19 protein-coding genes are annotated in these 19712 nt (G+C 68.7%); 4 read left to right on the forward strand and 15 right to left on the reverse strand.

All coding sequences use genetic code 11. The features are described 5' to 3' along the window. Window positions 1–28 precede the first annotated feature (28 nt). Window positions 29–1519, reverse strand: a complete 1491-nt coding sequence (locus KF889_21860; protein ID MBX3502095.1) for a YdiU family protein — start codon at window positions 1517–1519, stop codon at window positions 29–31. Window positions 1520–1619: 100 nt separating this feature from the next. Here KF889_21860 and KF889_21865 point away from each other — a divergent pair, with 100 nt between their 5' ends. Together KF889_21865 and KF889_21870 are read left to right on the forward strand one after the other, a co-directional pair. Beyond that, window positions 1620–2747: an acyl-CoA/acyl-ACP dehydrogenase gene (locus tag KF889_21865; protein MBX3502096.1), complete on the forward strand. Its 1128-nt coding sequence runs from the start codon at window positions 1620–1622 to the stop codon at window positions 2745–2747. A gap of 14 nt (window positions 2748–2761) precedes the next feature. Beyond that, window positions 2762–4027: an acyl-CoA dehydrogenase family protein gene (locus KF889_21870; GenBank protein MBX3502097.1), complete on the forward strand. Its 1266-nt coding sequence runs from the start codon at window positions 2762–2764 to the stop codon at window positions 4025–4027. A 67-nt stretch (window positions 4028–4094) separates the two neighbouring features. Here the strand turns inward: KF889_21870 and KF889_21875 are convergent, their stop codons facing one another. The 8 genes from KF889_21875 to KF889_21910 form a co-directional block, all read right to left on the reverse strand. Next, window positions 4095–4790: an SDR family NAD(P)-dependent oxidoreductase gene (locus tag KF889_21875; protein MBX3502098.1), complete on the reverse strand. Its 696-nt coding sequence runs from the start codon at window positions 4788–4790 to the stop codon at window positions 4095–4097. Beyond that, the gene (locus KF889_21880) at window positions 4790–5014 is read right to left on the reverse strand and encodes a hypothetical protein (GenBank protein ID MBX3502099.1); all 225 of its coding nucleotides are present in this window, start codon (window positions 5012–5014) and stop codon (window positions 4790–4792) included. The genes KF889_21875 and KF889_21880 overlap by 1 nt, the downstream gene beginning before the upstream one ends. 131 nt (window positions 5015–5145) lie before the next feature. Next, complete coding sequence (locus KF889_21885; protein MBX3502100.1) at window positions 5146–5661, reverse strand: adenine phosphoribosyltransferase; 516 nt, start codon at window positions 5659–5661, stop codon at window positions 5146–5148. Window positions 5662–5714: 53 nt separating this feature from the next. After that, on the reverse strand, window positions 5715–6821 hold the full coding sequence (gene lepB, locus KF889_21890; protein MBX3502101.1) for a signal peptidase I: 1107 nt from the start codon (window positions 6819–6821) through the stop codon (window positions 5715–5717). A gap of 283 nt (window positions 6822–7104) precedes the next feature. Continuing rightward, entirely contained in the window at window positions 7105–7533 is a 429-nt protein-coding gene (locus KF889_21895; GenBank protein MBX3502102.1) for a PaaI family thioesterase, read from the reverse strand. Continuing rightward, window positions 7530–8543, reverse strand: a complete 1014-nt coding sequence (locus KF889_21900) for a zinc-binding dehydrogenase (protein MBX3502103.1) — start codon at window positions 8541–8543, stop codon at window positions 7530–7532. Before KF889_21900 ends, KF889_21895 begins: the two co-directional genes overlap by 4 nt. Next, on the reverse strand, window positions 8540–10054 hold the full coding sequence (locus KF889_21905; GenBank protein MBX3502104.1) for an acyl--CoA ligase: 1515 nt from the start codon (window positions 10052–10054) through the stop codon (window positions 8540–8542). Before KF889_21905 ends, KF889_21900 begins: the two co-directional genes overlap by 4 nt. Then, window positions 10054–10893 (reverse strand): VOC family protein, encoded by an 840-nt coding sequence (locus KF889_21910; protein ID MBX3502105.1) that lies wholly within the window; start codon window positions 10891–10893, stop codon window positions 10054–10056. The genes KF889_21905 and KF889_21910 overlap by 1 nt, the downstream gene beginning before the upstream one ends. 95 nt (window positions 10894–10988) lie before the next feature. Between KF889_21910 and KF889_21915 the strand changes: the two genes are divergently transcribed. Next, entirely contained in the window at window positions 10989–12083 is a 1095-nt protein-coding gene (locus KF889_21915; protein ID MBX3502106.1) for an amidohydrolase, read from the forward strand. A gap of 124 nt (window positions 12084–12207) precedes the next feature. Then, window positions 12208–13254, forward strand: coding sequence for an amidohydrolase family protein (locus KF889_21920; protein MBX3502107.1), 1047 nt, complete (start codon window positions 12208–12210; stop codon window positions 13252–13254). Window positions 13255–13388: 134 nt separating this feature from the next. On the opposite strand, the gene KF889_21925 is transcribed toward KF889_21920, so the two are convergent. From KF889_21925 to KF889_21950, 6 genes are all read right to left on the reverse strand, one after another. After that, window positions 13389–14312: an NADP-dependent oxidoreductase gene (locus KF889_21925; GenBank protein MBX3502108.1), complete on the reverse strand. Its 924-nt coding sequence runs from the start codon at window positions 14310–14312 to the stop codon at window positions 13389–13391. Between the two features lie 222 nt (window positions 14313–14534). Further along, window positions 14535–15293, reverse strand: a complete 759-nt coding sequence (locus KF889_21930) for a tetratricopeptide repeat protein (protein ID MBX3502109.1) — start codon at window positions 15291–15293, stop codon at window positions 14535–14537. Window positions 15294–15453: 160 nt separating this feature from the next. Next, window positions 15454–16425, reverse strand: a complete 972-nt coding sequence (locus KF889_21935; GenBank protein ID MBX3502110.1) for a tripartite tricarboxylate transporter substrate binding protein — start codon at window positions 16423–16425, stop codon at window positions 15454–15456. A 153-nt stretch (window positions 16426–16578) separates the two neighbouring features. Beyond that, window positions 16579–18078: a tripartite tricarboxylate transporter permease gene (locus KF889_21940; protein ID MBX3502111.1), complete on the reverse strand. Its 1500-nt coding sequence runs from the start codon at window positions 18076–18078 to the stop codon at window positions 16579–16581. A gap of 302 nt (window positions 18079–18380) precedes the next feature. Then, complete coding sequence (locus KF889_21945; protein MBX3502112.1) at window positions 18381–18851, reverse strand: tripartite tricarboxylate transporter TctB family protein; 471 nt, start codon at window positions 18849–18851, stop codon at window positions 18381–18383. Window positions 18852–18963: 112 nt separating this feature from the next. Next, complete coding sequence (locus tag KF889_21950) at window positions 18964–19647, reverse strand: hypothetical protein (protein MBX3502113.1); 684 nt, start codon at window positions 19645–19647, stop codon at window positions 18964–18966. Window positions 19648–19712 lie beyond the last annotated feature (65 nt).

The raw sequence follows: 19712 nt of genomic DNA on the forward strand, positions 1-19712 counted from the left end.
GCGCTCCGTCGGGCCGTCGTCCATCGCCTCAGGTGCCGCAGAAGGTGCGCAGCACGCGCTCGTCCTCAAGCGGCGGCTCGGCATAGGCGGCAAACTCGCGACGCTCCTCGAACGGCCGCGACAGCACGACCAGCAGCTCCTCGAAAGGCCCGAGATTGCCGTTTGTGGCTGCCGACAGCGCCGCCTCGACCCGATGGTTGCGCGGGATATAGGCCGGGTTGACCGATTGCATCGCCGCACGCCGTGCCGCCGGATCGCCGCCCAGCCGCTGCCGCCAGCGCACCGCCCAGGCATCGTAGGCAGAAGGATCGAGGAATTGGTCGCGTACCGCGCGATCGGCCCCGGGATCGGCCGCCGCGTCGCACAACCTGCGGAATGTCAGGGTGAAGTCGGCGCTGTTGGCGGCCATGGCGTTGAGCAGGTCCTGCGCCAGTTTCTCGTCCTCGGGCTGGGCGTCGGTCAGGCCCAGCTTGCGGCGCAGGCCGGCGAACCAGGCGGCGGCGAACAGGCCCGAGAATTTTTGCAGCGATTCGTTGGCCTGGGCCAATGCCTGATCGTCGTCGTCTGAGAACAGCGGCAGCAAGGTCTCGGCGAAGCGCGCTAGGTTCCACACGGCGATGCGACCCTGGTTGGCGTAGGCGTAGCGGCCCCCCTGGTCGATCGAGCTGAACACCGTGTTGGGGTGATAGGCGTCCATGAAGGCGCAGGGACCGTAGTCGATGGTCTCGCCCGATATCGACGTGTTGTCGGTGTTCATCACGCCGTGGATGAAGCCGACATGCATCCAGCGCGCGACCAGGGACGCCTGGCGCGCCAGCACGGCCTCGAACAATGCGCGGTAGTCGCCCGCCGGGACCTCGGGGTAGTGACGCGCGATGACGTGGTCGGCCAGCAGGCGCAGCGCCTCGATGTCCTGGCGCGCGGCGAAGTACTGGAAGGTGCCGACGCGGATGTGGCTCGAGGCGACACGGGTCAGCACGGCGCCAGGCAGCGCGGTCTCGCGCAGCACCTCCTCGCCGGTCAGCACGGCGGCCAGCGAGCGCGTTGTGGGAATGCCCATCGCGTGCATCGCCTCGCTGACGATGTACTCGCGCAGCACCGGCCCGAGCGCGGCGCGGCCATCGCCGCGGCGCGAGAAGGGCGTGGGGCCGGAGCCTTTGAGCTGGATGTCGCGGCGCGCGCCCTTGGTGTCGGCGATCTCCCCCAGCAGGATGGCGCGGCCATCGCCCAGCTGCGGCACGAAACTGCCGAACTGGTGGCCGGCATAGGCCATCGCGATCGGCTCGGAGCCCTCGGCGATGCGGTTGCCGGCCAGCATCTCGACGGTGTCCTGGCCGACGAGATGCCGCGGCTCGAGGCCCAGCTCGCGCGCCAGGGCCTCGTTGAGCTTGATCAGACGCGGCCGGCCGACCGGGGTCGGCGGCAGGCGCGCGTAGAAGCGCTCCGGCAACCGCGCATAGCTGTTGTCGAAGGGCCAGCGCATCGTGTCCAAAACGGGGAGGCCGGTGTCGTTCGCCATCATTCCGCCTGTCGGGCCAAGCCTTGCGTTCCCAACCTATCACCAATGATTCCCCGCCGGCAGCGGTTCCCACTACAGTGCGGCCCGGGAGGATCAGGCCATGCGCTTCAGTTTCACCAGCGAGCAGGAGGAATTCCGCTCGATCCTGCGCCGGTTCCTGGAGGGCAGATCGCCCACCAAGGAAGTGCGTCGCCTGATGGAAACCGGGACAGGCTGGGAACGCGACGCCTGGAAGAAGATCAACCAGGAACTGGGTCTGACGGCCGTTGCCATCCCCGAGGCCTATGGCGGCCAGGGCTTCGGCTGCACCGAATTGTGCATCGTGCTGGAGGAAGCCGGCCGCACCGTGCTCTGCGCGCCGCTCTTTGCCTCCACCATGGCCGCCTACGCCATCCTCGATGCCGGCGAGGAGGCGCAGCGCAAGGCGCTGCTGCCGGGCATCGCCTCGGGCGACACCGTGGCGACGGTGGCCTTCAGCGAAGAACACGGCAACTGGGACGCCGCGGGCGTGCGCATGACGGCGACGCCGGCGGGTGGCGGCTACAGGCTCGACGGGACCAAGAGCTTCGTGATCGATGGCCACACGGCCGACCTCATCGTCGTGCTGGCGCGCACGCCGGGGACCGCGGGCGAGCAGGGCCTGTCGCTGTTCACCGTGCGCGGCGACGCGCCGGGCCTGCAGAGGCGCGCGCTCAAGACCATGGATGCGACGCGCAAGCTGGCGCGGCTGACTTTCAAGTCGGTCGAGGCCGCGCCGCTGGGTGCGATCGGTGCCGCGGCGGCGCCGTTCACCAGGACCCTGACCCGCGCTGCGGTGTGCCTGGCCAACGAGATGGTGGGCGTGGCCGAGAAGCTGCGCGAGAGCGCGCTCGACTACTCGAAGATGCGCATGCAGTTCGGCCGGCCGATCGCCTCCTTCCAGTCGATGAAGCACAAGCAGGCCGACATGCTCGTCGACGTCGAGTTGGCGAAGGCGGCAGCCTACTACGCCGCCGCCGCCGTCGACGAGAACGACAACGATCTGCCGGCGCTTGCCTCGCTGGCCAAGGCCGGAGCGTCGGAGGCGGCGCTGCAGACGGCGATCCACACCATCCAGATCCATGGTGGCATCGGCTTCACCTGGGACAACGATTCGCACCTCTGGTTCAAGCGGGCCAAGAGCTCCGAGGTGATGCTGGGCGATGCCCACTATCACCGCGAGCTGATGATGCAGCGCTGGGCGGCGTAGGGGAGGACGGCAGCATGAGCGAGATCAACGAAGCCGCCGTCCGCGCCGAGGTACGTGCCTGGCTGGAGAAGAACTGGGATCCCAACCTGGGCCTTGTCGAATGGCGCACCAAGCTGGTCGATTCCGGCTGGGGCGCGCCGCACTGGCCGAAGGAGTGGTACGGCCGCGACCTGCCGGTCGGCCTGGTGCCCGTGGTCGACGAGGAGTTCGCGCGCATCGGCGCCGTGGGCGTCGCCAAGGCGGGCATCAGGACGCTGGCGGCCGCGACCATCCTCGCGCACGGCAGCAAGCTGCATAAGGAGAAGTTCCTGCGCCGCATCCTCACCGGCGAGGACACCTGGTGCCAGCTGTTCAGCGAGCCGGGCAGCGGCTCGGACCTCGCCGGCGCGGTGACCCGCGCCGACCTGAAGGGCAACAAATGGGTGATCAACGGCCAAAAGGTCTGGAACACCAGCGCGCACAAGGCGCACTGGGGCCTGCTGCTGGCGCGCTCCGACTGGGATGCGCGCAAGCACAAGGGCCTGACCTACTTCATCATCGACATGAAGCAGCCGGGTGTGCAGGTCTATCCGCTGAAGCAGATGAACGGCCACGCCTCGTTCAACCAGGTGTTCTTCAATGATGCCATCATCGAGCCGGAGTACATGCTGGAAAACACCGGCGATGGCTGGACGGTGGCGACCACGACCCTGATGCACGAGCGTCGCGGCGCCGACGGCATGCGCGGGCTCGCGTCGGGCGGCAACCGCCAGGGCCGCATCTACGACGAGGAGCGGGCCGAGGTCGCCACGACGATGGAACCCTACAAGTGGTATCCGCAGCGTGCCGGCCGCGTCGACCTGGTGATTCCGCGCGCCAGGGAGACTGGAACGATCAACGATCCCGTGGTGCGCCAGGAGATCGCCAGGCTGCTGATCCTGTCGAAATCGGCTGAGTGGCTGGCGCGTCGCGCGCGCACCGCGCAGGAGCAGGGTCGGCCGCAGGGGCCCGAGGGCTCGCTGGGCAAGCTGATCTCCAGCCACGTCGCACGCGCGGCGGCGCGCGTGCACACCCTGATGAGCGGCGCCAATGCGCTGTTGAGCGGCGAGGACGGCGAGCTGAACGGCACGATCGCCGAGATCCTGGTCTCGGTACCGGCCTGCTCGATCGCCGGCGGCACCGACGAGATCCAGCGCAACATCATCTCGGAGCGCGTGCTGAAGATGCCGAAGGAGCCCAGCGTCGACGCCGAGAAGCCGTTCCGCGAGGTGCCGCGCAACATCACCTCGGCGGCTTCTTGACCTCTGTCATTCCGAGCGTAGCGAGGAATCTAGATCCTTCGCTCCGCTCAGGATGACAGCGATGCTGTCAGAACGTCTCGACCCAGGGGCGCAGCTCGATCTCCCAGGTCCAGGCGCTGCGCGGCTGCCGCAGCACGTGCAGATAGCTGGCGGCGATGGCGTCGGGATCGAGCAGCGAATCGGGATTGTTCGCCGGGTCGGTGCGTGCGGCCGAGCGGATGCCGCCGTCGATCACGAAGTGCGCGACATGGACGCCCTTGGGCGCCAGCTCGCGCGCCATGCTCTGCGCCAGGCCACGCAGCGCGAACTTGCCCATCGCGAAGGGCGCCGACAGGGCGTAGCCCTTGACGCTGGCCGAGGCCCCGGTGAGCAGGATCGCGCCGTGTTGCTTGGGCAACATGCGCCTGGCCGCTTCCTGCGCGACGAGGAAGCCGCCGAAGGCGCTGATCTGGATGGCGCGCTGTACGTCGGCCGGCGCCAGCTCGGCCACCGGTCCTCGGGCGCGCGCGGAGGCGTTGTAGACCACGACATCGGGCGCACCCTGCGTGCGTTCGATATCCTGGAAGAGCCTGCTGACCTGCGCCGCATCGGTGGCGTCGCAGGCAAAGGCCTGGGCATTGGTCTCGGCGGTCAGTCCCGCGAGCTTGTCGATATTGCGCGCGGCCAGCGCCACGCGCATGCCCTCCCGCGCAAAGAGGCGGGCCAGCGAGGCGCTCAGCCCCGGGCCGCTGCCGACGATCAGCGCTGACTGATAGCCCGCCATCAGGGCCACGTGCCCTCGATGATCCGGATCGACTTGGCGCGGATGTAGGTCTCGGCCTCGTTCTGCGAGATCTCGAAGGGATCGTCGAAAAGGCAGGTCAGGCGGTAGGTGCCCGACGGCGTGCGCCGCATGGTCCAGTCGCCCTCGTTCACCGGGAACCGCACGCCATCGACACGCCGGCTCACAATGCCTGAGATGGTGACTTTCCAGACCGTGTCCGCCACGTCGGCGATCTCCCGTTTCCGCTGATGATTGCACAAGCGATGCGCTTCTCGCGCCTCGCCTGAGCCATTCCCGCTACGCCCCCGTTTGTTGCCCGCACCCTACGGCGCCTGATGCGGCGACGCAATCGGCGTCAGTCGTCGTAGGTGAGCAAGGCCTCGACCGGAACGTCGAGCCGGCCGCGCCCCTTGAGGAACGTCAGCTCGATGACGCAGGCTGCCGCCGGCACCACGGCGCCGACGCCACGCAGCAGGCGGATCGCGGCGTCCATCGTGCCGCCGGTGGCCAGCAGATCGTCGATCAGCACCACGCGCTGTCCTTGCCGCACGGCGTCGTCGTGCATCTCGATGGTATCGTTGCCATACTCCAGGTCGTAGGTATGGCTGGCCTTCGACCCCGGCAGCTTGCCCTTCTTGCGCAGGATCAGGAAGCCCAGGCCCAGCGCGTAGGCGACCGGGGCGCCGAAGATGAAGCCGCGCGATTCGATGCCGGCCAGAAGGTCGGGTTGGTACTTCTTCACCGCCTCGGCCAGCAGGTCGACGGTCTCGCGCCACGCCTCGGCATGCAGCAGCAGGGTCGTGATGTCGTAGAACTGGATGCCCGGCTTGGGAAAGTCGGGGACGGTGCGGATATGGTTCTTCAGATCCATGGCGCGCGAAACCTAACGGGCGGGCCGCCCCGCCGCAACGGGGGTGTGTCCGATCACAAGCGCCGCGATGGCCGCGCCGAGGCGTAGACGTAGATGGCGATGCCGGTGATCGCCGCGCGCGGCACCAGGCCGGGCGATGGGAAGCGGCTGTCGACCGAGCGATCGCGCGCGTCGCCGGCGACGAAGTAGTGCCCAAGCGGCACAGTGACCTCGGCGCGCTGGCATAGCGGATCGCGGAAGTCGTCGAAGGTGATCTGATAGCTCTTGCCGCCCAGGGTCTCGGGCGCCACCCATGTCGGCGTGCGGATGCCGGGATGCTCGCTGCGCACGCGCTCGCCAGTGCTGGCAGGACGATCATTGACGATCGCACCGCACTCGGCGAAGGCGATCCGTTCGCCCGGTCCGGCGATGACGCGGTGGATGCGCGACTCGATGGTGGCGCTGCGCCGGCGACGGTGATCGTAGACGACGATGTCGCCGGGTTTCGGCTCGCGCAGCGTCAGCACCACGCTGCTGGCCAGGATGCGGTCGCCCCGATCGAAACCCGGCCGCATGCTGCCGCCATGGATGTCGTAGAAGCGTGACACGAGGCGCCGCTTGCTCTCCATGATTGCGACAGCGGCAGCGAAGGCCAGTGCGACCGCGACGATGGCCGGAAACGTCCGCTGTCCGGCGATCTCGCGCAGTCCAGCGCCGAGCCAGATGAGGACCGCCAGAGCGACGGCGCTGAAGAGCAGCGCCGCCGGCGCCTCGATCGCCGCGGAGCCGAAGAGCAGCGAGCGGATGCCGAGAATCGCCAGCAGAACAGGCGGCATCACCGTGCCGACGTGGCCCATCACGTACGCCCATAGCCGCGCAATGACGATTGGTCGGGTCGGCGCGCCCAGCAGCGCCATCACCAGCGCGATGACGACGACGCTCGCCAGCCAGATCACGACCTGCGGCGCCAGGATGTTCCACGGCAGGTACGGCGTGATCGCATCGTCGAACAGCGGCGCGCCGCCGAACAGCCACAGGTCGAGCGCGCCCAGCATGATCACGCCGACGCCGAGAACCGCCCACGGCGAGGACAGCCCCCGATCCTCGCCGATCGCAGCGCGGTAGACGCGGTCGCGATCGCCGTAGATCGCGCGATGCGTGCGCAGGAACCGGCCGATCATCTCCCGCGACGCCTTCCAGCCGCTCGAGCGGAATTGAGCAGCGTAGCGTCTGCCCGGGCAAGGTGGAGGACAGGGCGATCGCCTATGGCGCGCGCGCTGGGTTGGGGCTGCGTCGCTCCAGCGGGGCTCATGATGAGTCGCTGCGGCGCGGCCCGAACGGCGCCGAGGGTCGCAGCCCATCCGGGGTGAACAGCGGTCGGATGGGACGTGTCACCCAAGTGGCGCGCCCCCAGCAACGCGATGGTCATGCGCGATCGCCCTGCCTCAGGAGGGAAGGTACTGTTCAACCAGCCAAGGTCGAGTACGTCGCGCGGCCGACGGCGACCAGGGACTTGCGGTCGTCGTAAACGTCGACATCGACCACGCCGACGCTCTTGCCGGCGCGGCGCACACGCGCGACGGTTGTCAGCGACGTCTTGATCGCAGGCCGCAGATAATCGACGCGGAAATTGATCGTCGGCAGGCCGCGGCGCAGGGCCATCACCAGGGCGTAGTCGCCCACCGTGTCGATGATTGCCGCGATCGGCCCGCCATGCCACTGGCCGGTGCCGGCGCCGCGCTCGAACTCCGGTCGCATCGGGCAGGTCATGGTCACCTGCTCGCGCGCCGCGTCGGCTTCGGTCACCTGCAGGCCCATGAAGGAGATGAACGGCGACTTGTCGAGCATCGCCTGGATCTCACCGCCGCTGAGCGGCGCCTGTGCCTCGCTCATGGTGCCACCACGATCTTGCCGAAGACTTCGCGGTCCTCGATGACGCGCAGCGCCTCGCGCGCCTGATCGAGCGGGTAGACCTTGTCGATCAGCACCTTCAGCTCGCCCTTCTGCACCATGTCGAGCAGCGTGATGATGTCCTGGCGCATCCAGCCATTGGAGCCCAGGATCTTGAGCTCGAAAGTCCAGATGAAGCGGATGTCCTCTTGGGGCGAGAAGCCCGCCGTCGCGCCGCATGTCAGCAGCCGGCCGCCGACCTTCAGCACTTTCAGCGACTTCACCCAGGTGTCGCCGCCGGTATAGTTGACGACGACGTCGATGCCCTGCGTGGCACCGGCGCCGCGCCGCGTCGGCTTGCCGTAGTGCCTGTAGACCTCCTGCTGGAAGTCGTGGGTGACGTAGTTGATGGTGCGGTCGGCGCCCAGGTCGGCCAGCCGCTGCGCCTTGGCGTCGGTGCCGGCGCAGGCGATCACCTCGGCGCCGACGCTCTTGGCGAGCTGCAGGCAGCACACGCCGACACCGCCCGATGCGCCGAGGATCAGCACCTTCTCGCCCGAGGCGACGTGACCGTTGGTGCGCATCATGCGCAAAGCCGTGCCGTAGGCCACCGGCAGCGCGGCGGCGTCGGCGAAGCTCACGCCATCGGGGATGCGCACCAGCTGGTGCGCGCGCGTGCAGCACAGCTCGGCCAGCCCGCCATGCACGGTTTCGCCCATCAGCCCGCCCTCGACACGGTTGATGGGGTCGACCAGCACGCGATCGCCCTTCTTCCAGCCCTCGACTCCGGGGCCGATCTCGGCGATCTCGCCGGCGACGTCGAGACCCATGATCGCCGGCATCGGCACCTTGATCCCGGGCATGCCGCGACGGGTGAAGACGTCGTGGTAGTTCAGCGACGAGGCCTTCACCGCCACGATCACGTCGCCCTCGCCGGGCCTGGGATCGGGGAAATCCTTTTCGAAGGCCAGGCGCTCGGGCCCGCCATGCTCGCGGACGACGGCTGCTTTCATGGAATGGCCTCCTGCTCGGGAATGCGGTGCGCCAGCGCGCGCTTGTCGATCTTGTTGGTGCCGGCCAGCGGCAGCTCGTCGAGGAAGAACACCCGGCGCGGATGCTGGTAGGCCGGCGCGTTGGCCAGCGCGAACTGCTTGACCGCCTGCTCGTCGAGCTCGGCCCCGGCCGTGCGCACCACGAAGGCCACCGGCTTGTGGCCCTTCAGCTCGTCGGGCACCGGCAGCACGGCCGCCTGGTGGATGGCGGGGTGGCGCTCGAGCATCTTCTCGACCTCGCCGGGATAGATGTTCTCGCCGCCGCAGACGAACATGTCGTCGGCGCGGCCCACGAAGAAGAAGAAGCCGTTCTCGTCGCGGCGGAAGACGTCGCCGGTGCGGTAGTAGCCGTCGGGCGTCATTGCCTTGGCAGTGGCTTCGGGCAGGTTGTGGTAGCGGCTCATCAGCGCGCCGCAGGCCATCTCCAGCACGCCCTCGTCGTCGACGACCCGGCCGTCGCGCACCAGCCGCAGCTTCACGTCGGGATGCGGATAGCCGGTCGACAGGTCGGGTTGCGGCAGGCCGTCGGGATGCGGGCCGAAGACCACGGGCCCGGCCTCGGTGGTGCCGTAGCCGTTGCTGATCTGCGCCTTGGGGAAGAGAGCGCGCACCTGGTCGACCAGACCCTGGGTGATCGGCGCCGAGCCCATGCGCACGGCTTCCACCGCCGAGAGGTCTGCACGGGCCAACAGATCCTTCTCGCGCAGCATCATGGCGATCATGGTCGGCACGGAGGTGAGAAAGGCTACGCGGTGCCTGGTGGCCGCCTCGATGTAGCCCTTGGTCGTGAACTGCGGCAGCAGCACAATGGTGTCGCCGTGGCTCAGGGTTGTCTGGCACATCGCCAGCCCGTTCATGTGATAGAGCGGCGCGGCGATGAGCGCGCGCGTGCCCGGCGGGCCGGGGCGGCGCACGCGACAGCCGATCGCCCACAGGTGCGAATAGTGCGAGAGCACCACGCCCTTTGGCCTGCCGGTCGAGCCCGAGGTGTAGAGGAACAGCGCCGGCTCATCCGGCTGCATCGACAGCGGCTTCATCGGCGCGTGCGCCGTCAGCGCGGCGAAATCCGAGCCGTCGAAATCGATCTGGGGCATCGAGTCCGGCGCCAGCTTAAGGCGCGTCGCGTCGCCGATCGCCAGGCGGGCGTCGCAGTCGCCGACAATGTAGGCGACGGTCTCGGCCGGCAGCTTCCAGTTCACCGGCACCGAGACGAGGCCGGCCTGCATGGTGCCGAGGAAAGTGATGAGGTACTCGGCGCGGTTGGCCGAGAGGATCGCCACGCGATCGCCGCGCTTCAACCCGCGCGCCAGCAGCCCGGCCGCCAGCGCGCCGCTCTGGCGGATGATGTCGGCGTAGCTGTAGCGCCGCTCGCTGCCGTCGCCGCCGGCATCGATCAGCGCCAGGCTGTCGGGCGGCACGTCGCGCGCGATCGCGTCGCCCTGGTTGTCCCACTTGATGGCGGGAGCGCCCATCACTCGACGAACTCCAGCACCGCGTTCAGCGCCGCGCGTGCCGGCACGACGATTCGACCGTCCTGCGTGACGGACTCGATGCCGCCGGCCTTCAGCGCGCCCGCGGCCTTGCCGAGCGAGAGCGTGCGGAAACTGAGGCCCGCCATGTAGGCCGGCCGACCCTCGGCGGCGGGTGCTGCGTCGCCGAACTGCCCGCGCAGCGCCGCCTCGGTGACGATGTCGAAGCGCGAATTGCCGATTACCACGCTCTTGCCGCCGGTGATGTCTCGGATGTTGTCGGGGCCGAACATGTCGGCGTAGAGCTTCGTGCCTTTTGCCGGATCGGGCTCGACGATCAGCGCGCGCGCCACCGCCACCGTGCCGTTGGCGTGATGGCGCCACTCGTCGCGCCACACCAGATCGCGCGTGAAGTGATGGCAGTAGTAGACGCGGCCATAGGGCACGACGCCCGGCTTCATGCGGATGGTGCGAAAGCGCGCGTCGCCCTGGCCGCCGGCGTGCTTCACCGGCCGCGTGAACTCGTTGGGCGGATCGACCGGCACGCCGGCCGCGCTCAGCGCCGCGTGGGTCACCGCCGAATCCTCCGAGCCGAAGACCAGCCCGTTGAGCCCGTACGGATAGTCGAGCAGGTCCATCCGTCCGGTGCTCGCGCCCTTCGGAATCGCGATCAGCTCGAGATAGTCGGTGCCGAACATTGCCAGGTGGTTCATCGAGCCCAGCGAATGGTAGCCGCGCTCGGTCAGCGTGAAGCCGATCCGGCGATAGATGTCGGCGGCGCGGTCCATGTCGTCGCGCGCGTTGATGACCACGTGATCCAGCGTCGCCACGGGCAATGTCATGCGATGCGTCCTTCCCTTCGAGCCGGCCAAACGATAGCAGCTACGACGTTGTGCGCCAGCCCGCCGTCGGTCAGGCTCGGCGCGGGGAGAGCGCCATGATCGTCGATTGCCATGCCCATATCTTCACGCACTGGATCGGCGCCTGCGGTCACGAATCGCGCGAGGTGCACAGGCGCTACCTGCAGCGCGTGGTGACGCGCACGGTGGCGCCGACCTTCCGGCTGAGCGACGGCGCGCGGGCGGATACGAAGGCGCTCTTCAGGGCCGGCGACGAAAGCTGGAACGGGCTGGCCGATGTCGATTTCCGCGTCGGCCGCTTCGGCCAGCTCGAGTTCACGCACGCGGGCGAGGACTATGCCGTGCAGTACATGCCGGCGGGCATGCAGGAGCTGACGGCACCGCCCGAGCTGATGCTGGCGCAGATGATGAACGCCGGCGTCGATCACTGCCTGCTGCAGGCCGGCGGCGGCTACGGCGCGATGAGCGCGATGAACGCCTTCGCCGAGCGGCAGTATCCCGAACGCATGACCGGTCTGATGCATGTCGACGACGCGATGGCCGGCAAGCCGGCCCAGCTCGCCGAGATCGACCATGCCTTCGACGTGCTGAAGCTGCGCGGCCTGTACTTCAACGTCGATTCGATGAGCCGTCACGGCTTCCCCTGGCCGCTCGACGCGCCCGACATGGAGCCGCTCTGGGACAAGCTGGCACGCCGCGGCATCGTGCTCTGCCTCGAGCTCAGCTCGGGGCCGGGTTACGACATGGCCGGCTACATGGCGCATGTCGCGGCGTTCAACCGCGTGCTGGCGCGGCATCCCGGCCTGCGCGTGCATCTGGCGATGAGCCCGCCGGTCGCGTATTTCGCCAGGAACGGTCGCTACGCGTTTCCCGAGGAGCTGCTGCATCTCTACCGGCACGAGGCGCTGGTGCTGGAGATGGTGTTTCCCATCACCTATGGCGGCGTCTGGGACTATCCCTATCCCGAGGCGCAGGTGCTGATCGAGTGCCTGCGCGACCAGCTCGGCGCCGACCGGCTTGTCTGGGGCTCCGACATGCCCAATGTCGAACGCTTCTGCACCTACCGGCAGTCGCTCGACTACATCAGGCGCTATTGTCCGTTCCTGACCGCGCGGGAGAAGGACCTGATCCTGGGCGAGAATTGCGCGGCGTTCTACGGAATCGGACAGTGACTCATCGAGCACCCCCTGTCATTCCGGGCGCAGCGAGGAATCCAGGAAAGTCGCCTGGATTCCTCGCTGCGCTCGGAATGACAGGATGGTTTCATTGACGGAATGGAGTGAGGGAGGGAACGCGATGTCCACCACATCGTCGAGCGCGATCAGTGCGCATCTGGCTGTGCGGCCGGACTGGCTCGCCCGGCGCCGCGAGCCGGCGCTCGAGCCTGATCTGCCGATCGTCGATCCGCATCATCACCTGATCGACCGGCCGCAGAGCGGCACCTACCTGCTGAAGGACATCCTGCGCGACATCGACAGCGGCCACAACGTCGTTGCCACCGTTTACCTCGAATGGCTCTCGATGTACCGCGCCCACGGCCCGGTCGAGCTGCGCCCGGTGGGCGAGATCGAGTTCGCCAACGGAATCGCCGCGATGTGCGCCAGCGGCGGCTACGGCGTGCCGCGCGTCTGCGCCGGCATCGTCGGCCATGGCGAGCTGACCCTGGGCGCGCGCGTCAGGCCGGTGCTCGAGGCGATGATCGCGGCGGGCAATGGCCGCTTCCGCGGCATCCGCTTCATCACCGCCAGCGATGCGGACCAGCGCGGCTGGGGCGCCATCGCCACGCGCCCGCAGGGCTGGCTGCTCGACAGGACGGTGCGCGAGGGCTTCGCGCAGCTGGCGCCGTTGGGCCTGAGCTTCGACGCCTTCATGTATCACCCGCAGCTCGGCGACCTTCTCGACCTGGCGCGCGCCTTTCCCGATACGCCGATCTGCCTCAACCATGTCGGCGGCGCGATCGGGCTGGGCCGCTTCCAGGGAAAGCGCGAGGAGGTCTTCGCCGACTGGCGCGCGAGGATCCGCGACCTGGCGTCATGCGCCAACGTGCACGTCAAGCTGGGCGGCATGGGCATGCAGGTGTTCGGCTTCGACTTCCACGAGGGCGAGCTGCCGCCGGACTCCGAGCGGCTGGCGGCGGCGTGGCGGCCCTATGTCGAGACCTGCATCGAGGCCTTCGGCGCGAAGCGCGCGATGTTCGAGAGCAACTTCCCGGTCGACAAGGGATCGTACGGCTACGGCGTGTTCTGGAACGCCTGCAAGCGCCTGGCCGCGGGCGCCAGCGCGGACGAGAAGGCCGACCTGTTCCACGGCACCGCCTCGCGCTTCTACCGGCTCGGTCTTTGAGCATGTTCCCTCTCCCCGCTTGCGGGGAGAGGGTCAGGGTGAGGGGTTGCGGCAAGTGGCGCACTATGGCCGTGCGCAACCTGAATCAGCCTCTCACCCCAACCCTCTCCCCGCATGCGGGGAGAGGGGGAGACTCAGCGCACTTTCAGCACCAGCTTGCCCTTGAGGTGGCGCGCGGCGCTGACCGTCAGGGCTGCCGAGGCCTGCGCCAGATCGTACAGCGTCACCTCGGGCGCGCGGATGGCGCCGGCCTGGCGCAGCGCGACGATGCGCTCCAGGTGCGGCCGGTCGCGGCCGACCGCCGGGCGCAGCGACGTGACGTCGGTGCGCTCGGATGTCGGCGCCTTGGCGCCCGAGGCGATGAAGGCGGCGCGGCCGCCGGGCCTGAGCACGGCGAAAGAGCGGGTGGCGACGTCGCCGCCGACGGTGTCGAACACCGCGTCGCAATCCTTCACCACCTGGGTGAAGTCCGCGGCGTTGTAGTCGATGACCTCGTCGGCGCCAAGTTCGCGCAGGTAGTCGCGGTTCTTCGCGCTCGCCGTGGTGATGACGCGCGCGCCGATATGCTTGGCGAGCTGGATGGCGAAGCCCGCCACGCCGCCGGCGCCGCCCTGGATCAGGATGGTCTCGCCGGCCTTCAGCTTCAGCGTGTCCTCGACCGTGCACAGCGCGGTCAGCCCGGTGAGCGCCAGCGCCGCGGCCTCGACATGGCTCATGCCCGCCGGCTTCTTCGCCACGATGGCGCCGCCGATGGCGATCTTCTCGGCGTAGGTGCCGTCGCGGCCGGCCTCCAGCACGCCGAATACCTCGTCGCCGACCTTCAGGTCGCGCACGCCCTCGCCAAGCGCGGCGACGACGCCGGAGAAGTCGCGACCCAGCACCAGCGGGAATATCGGACTGCCGGGATACTCGCCGGCGCAGACCTTCCAGTCGGCGGCGTTGATGCTGGTGGCGTGCGCATCGACGACGATCTGGCCCGGTCCGGCGGCCGGATCGGGCAGGTCGCCGTAGGTGAGCACCTCCGGCCCGCCGAACTTCTCGATGAAAGCGGCCTTCATGATGGATGGGTCCTTGCGATGGATGACGGCGCGGCGCGGATGATAGCCGCCGAGGCGGAGCGACGACAGATGCGTCGTCTGGGCTTCCCTTCCCCCGGAAGGGGGAAGGTGGCGCGCAGCGCCGGATGGGGGATGCCTCAACACACGCGGTGTCCGTCTTCGACATCCCCCTTCCGCCGTTCGGGCACCTTCCCCCTCCGGGGGATGGCAATCGCAGTGTCGCTACAATCCGTACGGCGCGAGCAGCTTGTCGACGTCGACGCGGATGCGCATGGCGGCGCCGATGTCAGCGGCGGCGGCCTCGGCGTGGCCCTTGGCCTTGCGCGCCAGGCCGCGGCCGTAGAGCGAGAACGGGCGATTGGCATCGATGCGCAGCGCGGCGCTGTAGTCGGCGATGGCGGCGTCGTAGCGGCCGGCCATGTGATGTGCCAGGCCGCGATTCTCGAAACCGAACACGTTCTTCGGCCGCAGCCGCAGCGCCCGGTCGAGATCGGGCATGGCGCGATCGACATCCTTCTTCTTCAGGTGGGCGATGGCACGGGAGATCCGGAAGTCTGCGCTGCCGGGTCGCAGGCGGATCGCCTCGCTGTAATCCTCGATCGCGCGGTCCTCCTTGCCCTGGTCGCTGTAGGCGTGCCCGCGGTTGATCAGGACGTCCGCCTGGCGCGGTTTCAGCCGCAGCGACTCGTCGTAGTCGCGCATCGCGCCGGCGTGGTCGCCCTTGCGGCCATGGGCGCTGCCCCTGATGTAGTGGGCCTTGGCCCTGTTGTCCGCGCTCTCGCGCTTCGATCCGATCACCGCGGTGCAGCCGGCAATGGCGATGTCGGGATTGCGATCGGCGCAACGCTTCCAGCTGTCGGGCTGCGCGGGCCGGGCCGGCCTGGCGGCCTTGGTCGGCGTCGTCTGCGCCGGCGCGTCGACCGCGCCCAGCGCCACGACGAGCGCCAGCGCCCACGCGGCGCCTGCTCTCCGCTGCTGCATTCCTGCTCCCCCTGGAGGCCCGTTGTCGCGGACCCGGGCGGCAGCGTAGCGCGAGGGCGCTGTGGGCAACCAGTCGTGAGTCATGTCATCCCGAGCGCAGCGAGGGATCCAGGAAGGTTGACTGGATCCCTCGCTGTCGCTCGGGACGACAGCGAGGACGCTACCGCATCTTCAGCGCCCATTCCGTGTACTTGGTCGCCTGCTTGTGCAGGTCGGCGTAGTACTTGGCGTATTCGGCGCCGACCATCGGCCGCAGCGCCAGGCCGGCGGCATCCATCTTGGTCTTCATGTCGGCGCTGTTGATCGCCTTGAGGAAGGCGGCCTCGAGCACCTTGATCGCGGCGGCCGGCGTGCCCTTGGGCGCCGCCACGCCGCGCGTCGAGCTGGAGATGATGGTCGGGTAGCCAAGCTCCTTGGTGGTCGGAACGTCGGGCAGGAAGGGCGAGCGCACGTGGTCGGTCACCGCCAGGCCGCGCACCTCGCCCGACAGCACGCGCTTGACCACGCTGCCGACGTTGTCGAAGGCCACGTCGACATGGCCGCCGATGACGCCGGCGAGCTGCTGCACGCCGCTGTCAAAATGCACGATGCGGAACTCCACGCCGGCCGCCTCGTGGGTCATCAGGATGGCGAGGTGGTCGTCGCTCAGGATGCCGGTGGTGCAGGCACGCACCGTGTTGGGCGCCTTCTTCGCCGCGTCGACCAGGTCCTTCATGTTCTTGAACGGGCTGTCGCCCTTGACCCAGATCAGGCCGGGGTCGAGCACCTGGTTGGCGACCGGGATGAAGCTCTCCATGTTGAAGACGGCCTTGCGCTCGGGATCGAGCACGATGGTGTTGACCGCCGGCAGGTTGATGAAGCCCAGCGTGTAGCCGTCGGGCCGCGCGCGGGCGATCTCGGTGAAGCCGAGCTGGCCGCCGGCGCCCGCCTTGTTGACCACGGTGACGGTCTGGCCGAGCTCCTTCTCGGCCGCGGCGGCGAGGATGCGCGCGCCCACGTCGGTGCTGCCGCCGGCGGCGAAGGCGACGATGAGCTGCAGCCCGCGGCGCGGGAAGGCGGCCTGGGCGATCGTCGGGCTGGCGAGCGCGCTGGCCGCCGTGGCGGCGAGCAATGTGCGACGACGGATGATCATCTGGTGTTTCCTCCTTTGGTGTTCCCTCTCCCCGCGAGCGGGGAGAGGGTTAGGGTGAGGGGTAGCGGCTGGTTGCGCACGACGGTGGTGCGTCACCTGATTCAGCCCCTCACCCCGACCCTCTCCCCGCGAGCGGGGAGAGGGAGATTGACCTCACTCGGCATCGCTTTCCCTCAGCTTGGAGAAGGTGCGGGGGCGCAGCAACATCGCGGCCAGCACGATCAGCGGGATCGCCAGCAGCGCCAGCGCCACCGGGCGGTCGAGAAAGATGGCGAAGCTGCCACCGGAGATCTCCAGCGTGGTGCGCAGCGACTTCTCCATCATCGGTCCCAGGATCAGCGCCAGGATCGCCGGCGCCAGCGGGAAGTCGAGCTTGCGCAGCAGGTAGCCGATGATTCCGAAGCCCAGCATGACCCAGACGTCGAACATGCTCTGCTTCAGGCTGTAGGAGCCGATGATGCAGAAGATCAGCACGCCGACGCAGAGATAGCCGAACGGGATCCTCAGCAGCCTGGCCCACATCCCGACCAGCGGCAGGTTGAGGATCAGCAGGATCAGGTTGCCGACGAAGAAGCTGGCGATCACCGTCCACACCAGGTCGGGCCGCTCCTGGAACAGGAAGGGCCCGGGCTGCAGGCCGTGAATGATGAAGGCGCCCATCAGCACGGCGATGGTCGGCGAGCTCGGGATGCCGAGCGACAGCAGCGGCACCATGGCGCCGTTGGCGTAGGAGTTGTTCGCCGTCTCGGCCGCCGCCACGCCCTCGACGGCGCCCTTGCCGAAGCGCTTCGGCGTCTTCGACACGCGCTTCTCCAGCACATAGGCTATGAAGGTCGGCACGATGGCGCCGACGCCGGGAATCAGGCCGAGCACGAAGCCCACGCCGGTTCCGCGGGCGATCGCGCCGCGCGAGAGCCGCCACTCCTCCTTGCTGAGGTTCCAGTTCTTCAGGTCGGCCTGGATCAGGCGCGCCTGGCGCCTCTCGGCGGCGATCAAGAGCTCGCCGATGCCGAACAGGCCCATCACCACGGGCACGAAGCCGACACCGTCGATCAGCTCGTTGACGCCATAGGTGAAGCGCGGCGCGCCGCGCACCGGATCGAGCCCGACCATGGCGAGCAGCAGCCCGACGATGGTCATCAGCAGCGCCGCCCACATGTTGTTGCCGGCCAGCCCGACCACCAGGCACAGACCGGCCACCATCAGGGCGAAGAACTCGGCCGGCCCGAACTTCAGCGCCAGCGACGCCAGCGGCGCGGCGACCAGCACAAGTGCCACGGTCGCGAAGATGCCGCCGACGAAGGAGCCGATGGCGGCGATCGCCAGTGCCGAGCCGGCGCGGCCCTGGCGTGCCATCTGGTGGCCGTCGATGCAGGTGATCACCGAGGCCGCCTCGCCCGGCACGTTGATCAGCACCGAGGTCACGGTGCCGCCATACATCGCGCCGTAGTAGATCGCCGCCAGCATGATGATGGCGCCGGTCGGATCGAGGTTGAAGGTGATCGGGATCAGGATCGCCGTGCCGGCCGCCGGCCCCAGCCCCGGCAGCACGCCGATCAGCGTGCCCAGCGTGCAGCCGGCGAAGGCGTAGAGCAGGTAGTTCCAGCTGAGTGCCGCGGCGAAGCCGGACATCAGATGACCAAGCGCTTCCATCGGCTAACTCATGTTTCCTTTGCCCGCCGGTGCGGGAAGGCAGGAGTGGCGCCGTCATTCCGGGCGCAGCGAGGGATAGGGCGATCGCCTATGGATTTCTGACTTCCCTTCCCCCGGAGGGGGAAGGTGGCGCGCGCAGCGCGACGGAAGGGGGATGCCGCAACGAAATCGGTGTCCGTCTTCGACATCCCCCTTCCGCCCTTCGGGCACCTTCCCCCTCCGGGGGAAGGTAAGACCCGGGCAAATCGGCCATAGGCGATAGCCCCGGCGTGACAGGGGAGGTCGCTCGACGGACTCATGCCCTAGATCCCGAACCGGCCGACGGGCAGCAGCACGTCGAGCCAGGTGGTGAACACGTAGAACACCCCGACGCTGCCCAGCACGGCGAAGAGCGCGATCACCCACCAGCGGCGCTCGCCGAGCGCGACGGCGAGCGCGGCGTTGAACGCCAGCATGGTGATGCGGAAGCCCAGCACCTCCATGGCGGCGGCGGCGGCGGCGAGCATCAGCACGATGGCGAACCAGCGGCCGGCCCCCGGGCCGCTGGGCAGGATGCGCTCGGCCTCGCCGTCTACCGGCGCGGCGGCCGGCTCGCCGACGGTGGCGACCAGCAGACCGATCGCCAGCACCACGCCGATCAGCGCCATCCAGAAGGGAAAGAAGCCCGGCCCCGGCCCGAGCCGGTCGGTGAGCGGCAGCAGCCAGGACTGCCAGGCGGCGAACAGGCAGAACGCCAGCATCACGCCCGTCGCGACAAGCCTGCCCTGGCGCATCCTGCGCGCCCTCCCGCTGTTCTTTCGTTGTTCGCGCCGGCAGCATAGCGGCAAAAGGGACGGGCGCAACGCGGCGCCGGCGGAAGAAGTGAAGCGACGCGACGGCCGCTATTCAGCCTCCCGCGTCGCCCAGCATGCGGTCCGCCAGGCTGTAGCAGTGGCTCGCCTGGTAGGCGTTGCGGCCCCGGTTCATGTGCGTGAGGTTGAACGCCCGGATCGCCCGCAACGTCCGGCGACCGGCGAGGAACTTGCCGATCGAGGCGGCGCCGCGGACCCTGATGCCGAAGATGTCCCGGCCACGCGGGAAGAACCAGCTGACGTCTTGCGGCTCCCTGACGCTGCGCTCGAGCAAGGCCTCGTCCACCCGGTCCTGATCGATTGAACGGTCTGACGTGAAATCGGACAGATGCACCACGAACAGCGCGCGGATGCCCGCGCCGTCGGCGTAGAGCGAGAACAGCTCCATCCAGCTCGCATTGACGCGAACCAGCGCCTTGCCCGGCGTCGACGGCAGGCAGGACACCGACCAGTAATCCCGCTCGGTCCGGCGCGGGATGGGGATGCAGTCGCGGCCGTAGCGCCGGAGCATCGCCAGCACCTCCGGCGCCTGCGGCCGGCGCAGCAGCTTCTCGAACCGTGTGACGTATCTGAGACGCAGCTCCAGCGACTCCGAGCGCTCCTCGGCGTCGCGCGGGACCGTCTTGCCCTGCATCCAGTCGCGCTGCTGCTGGAGATCCAGGAAGCGGCGCAGGCCGGTGGTGCTGGGTGGGCGAGTCGCGCTCTCGTCGGGTATCATGGAAGCAATCCCGTGCTCTTCCTCAGGCTGTAGACTGATGGTATCGGGCTTGCGTTGTTGTCTGG

This window comes from Alphaproteobacteria bacterium, assembly GCA_019635875.1.
GTDB lineage: Bacteria > Pseudomonadota > Alphaproteobacteria > Reyranellales > Reyranellaceae > JAFAZJ01.

Bases quoted from the DNA above. Each gene is read 5' to 3' on its own strand.
- KF889_21940 (MBX3502111.1), bottom strand. From the start codon at position 18,078: ATGGAAGCGCTTGGTCATCTGATGTCCGGCTTCGCCGCGGCACTCAGC.
- KF889_21945 (MBX3502112.1), bottom strand. From the start codon at position 18,851: ATGCGCCAGGGCAGGCTTGTCGCGACGGGCGTGATGCTGGCGTTCTGC.
- KF889_21865 (MBX3502096.1), top strand. From the start codon at position 1,620: ATGCGCTTCAGTTTCACCAGCGAGCAGGAGGAATTCCGCTCGATCCTG.
- KF889_21915 (MBX3502106.1), top strand. From the start codon at position 10,989: ATGATCGTCGATTGCCATGCCCATATCTTCACGCACTGGATCGGCGCC.
- KF889_21875 (MBX3502098.1), bottom strand. From the start codon at position 4,790: ATGGCGGGCTATCAGTCAGCGCTGATCGTCGGCAGCGGCCCGGGGCTG.
- KF889_21870 (MBX3502097.1), top strand. From the start codon at position 2,762: ATGAGCGAGATCAACGAAGCCGCCGTCCGCGCCGAGGTACGTGCCTGG.
- KF889_21860 (MBX3502095.1), bottom strand. From the start codon at position 1,519: ATGGCGAACGACACCGGCCTCCCCGTTTTGGACACGATGCGCTGGCCC.
- KF889_21930 (MBX3502109.1), bottom strand. From the start codon at position 15,293: ATGCAGCAGCGGAGAGCAGGCGCCGCGTGGGCGCTGGCGCTCGTCGTG.
- KF889_21885 (MBX3502100.1), bottom strand. From the start codon at position 5,661: ATGGATCTGAAGAACCATATCCGCACCGTCCCCGACTTTCCCAAGCCG.
- KF889_21925 (MBX3502108.1), bottom strand. From the start codon at position 14,312: ATGAAGGCCGCTTTCATCGAGAAGTTCGGCGGGCCGGAGGTGCTCACC.
- KF889_21910 (MBX3502105.1), bottom strand. From the start codon at position 10,893: ATGACATTGCCCGTGGCGACGCTGGATCACGTGGTCATCAACGCGCGC.
- lepB (MBX3502101.1), bottom strand. From the start codon at position 6,821: ATGATCGGCCGGTTCCTGCGCACGCATCGCGCGATCTACGGCGATCGC.
- KF889_21935 (MBX3502110.1), bottom strand. From the start codon at position 16,425: ATGATCATCCGTCGTCGCACATTGCTCGCCGCCACGGCGGCCAGCGCG.
- KF889_21920 (MBX3502107.1), top strand. From the start codon at position 12,208: ATGTCCACCACATCGTCGAGCGCGATCAGTGCGCATCTGGCTGTGCGG.
- KF889_21895 (MBX3502102.1), bottom strand. From the start codon at position 7,533: ATGAGCGAGGCACAGGCGCCGCTCAGCGGCGGTGAGATCCAGGCGATG.
- KF889_21950 (MBX3502113.1), bottom strand. From the start codon at position 19,647: ATGATACCCGACGAGAGCGCGACTCGCCCACCCAGCACCACCGGCCTG.
- KF889_21905 (MBX3502104.1), bottom strand. From the start codon at position 10,054: ATGGGCGCTCCCGCCATCAAGTGGGACAACCAGGGCGACGCGATCGCG.
- KF889_21900 (MBX3502103.1), bottom strand. From the start codon at position 8,543: ATGAAAGCAGCCGTCGTCCGCGAGCATGGCGGGCCCGAGCGCCTGGCC.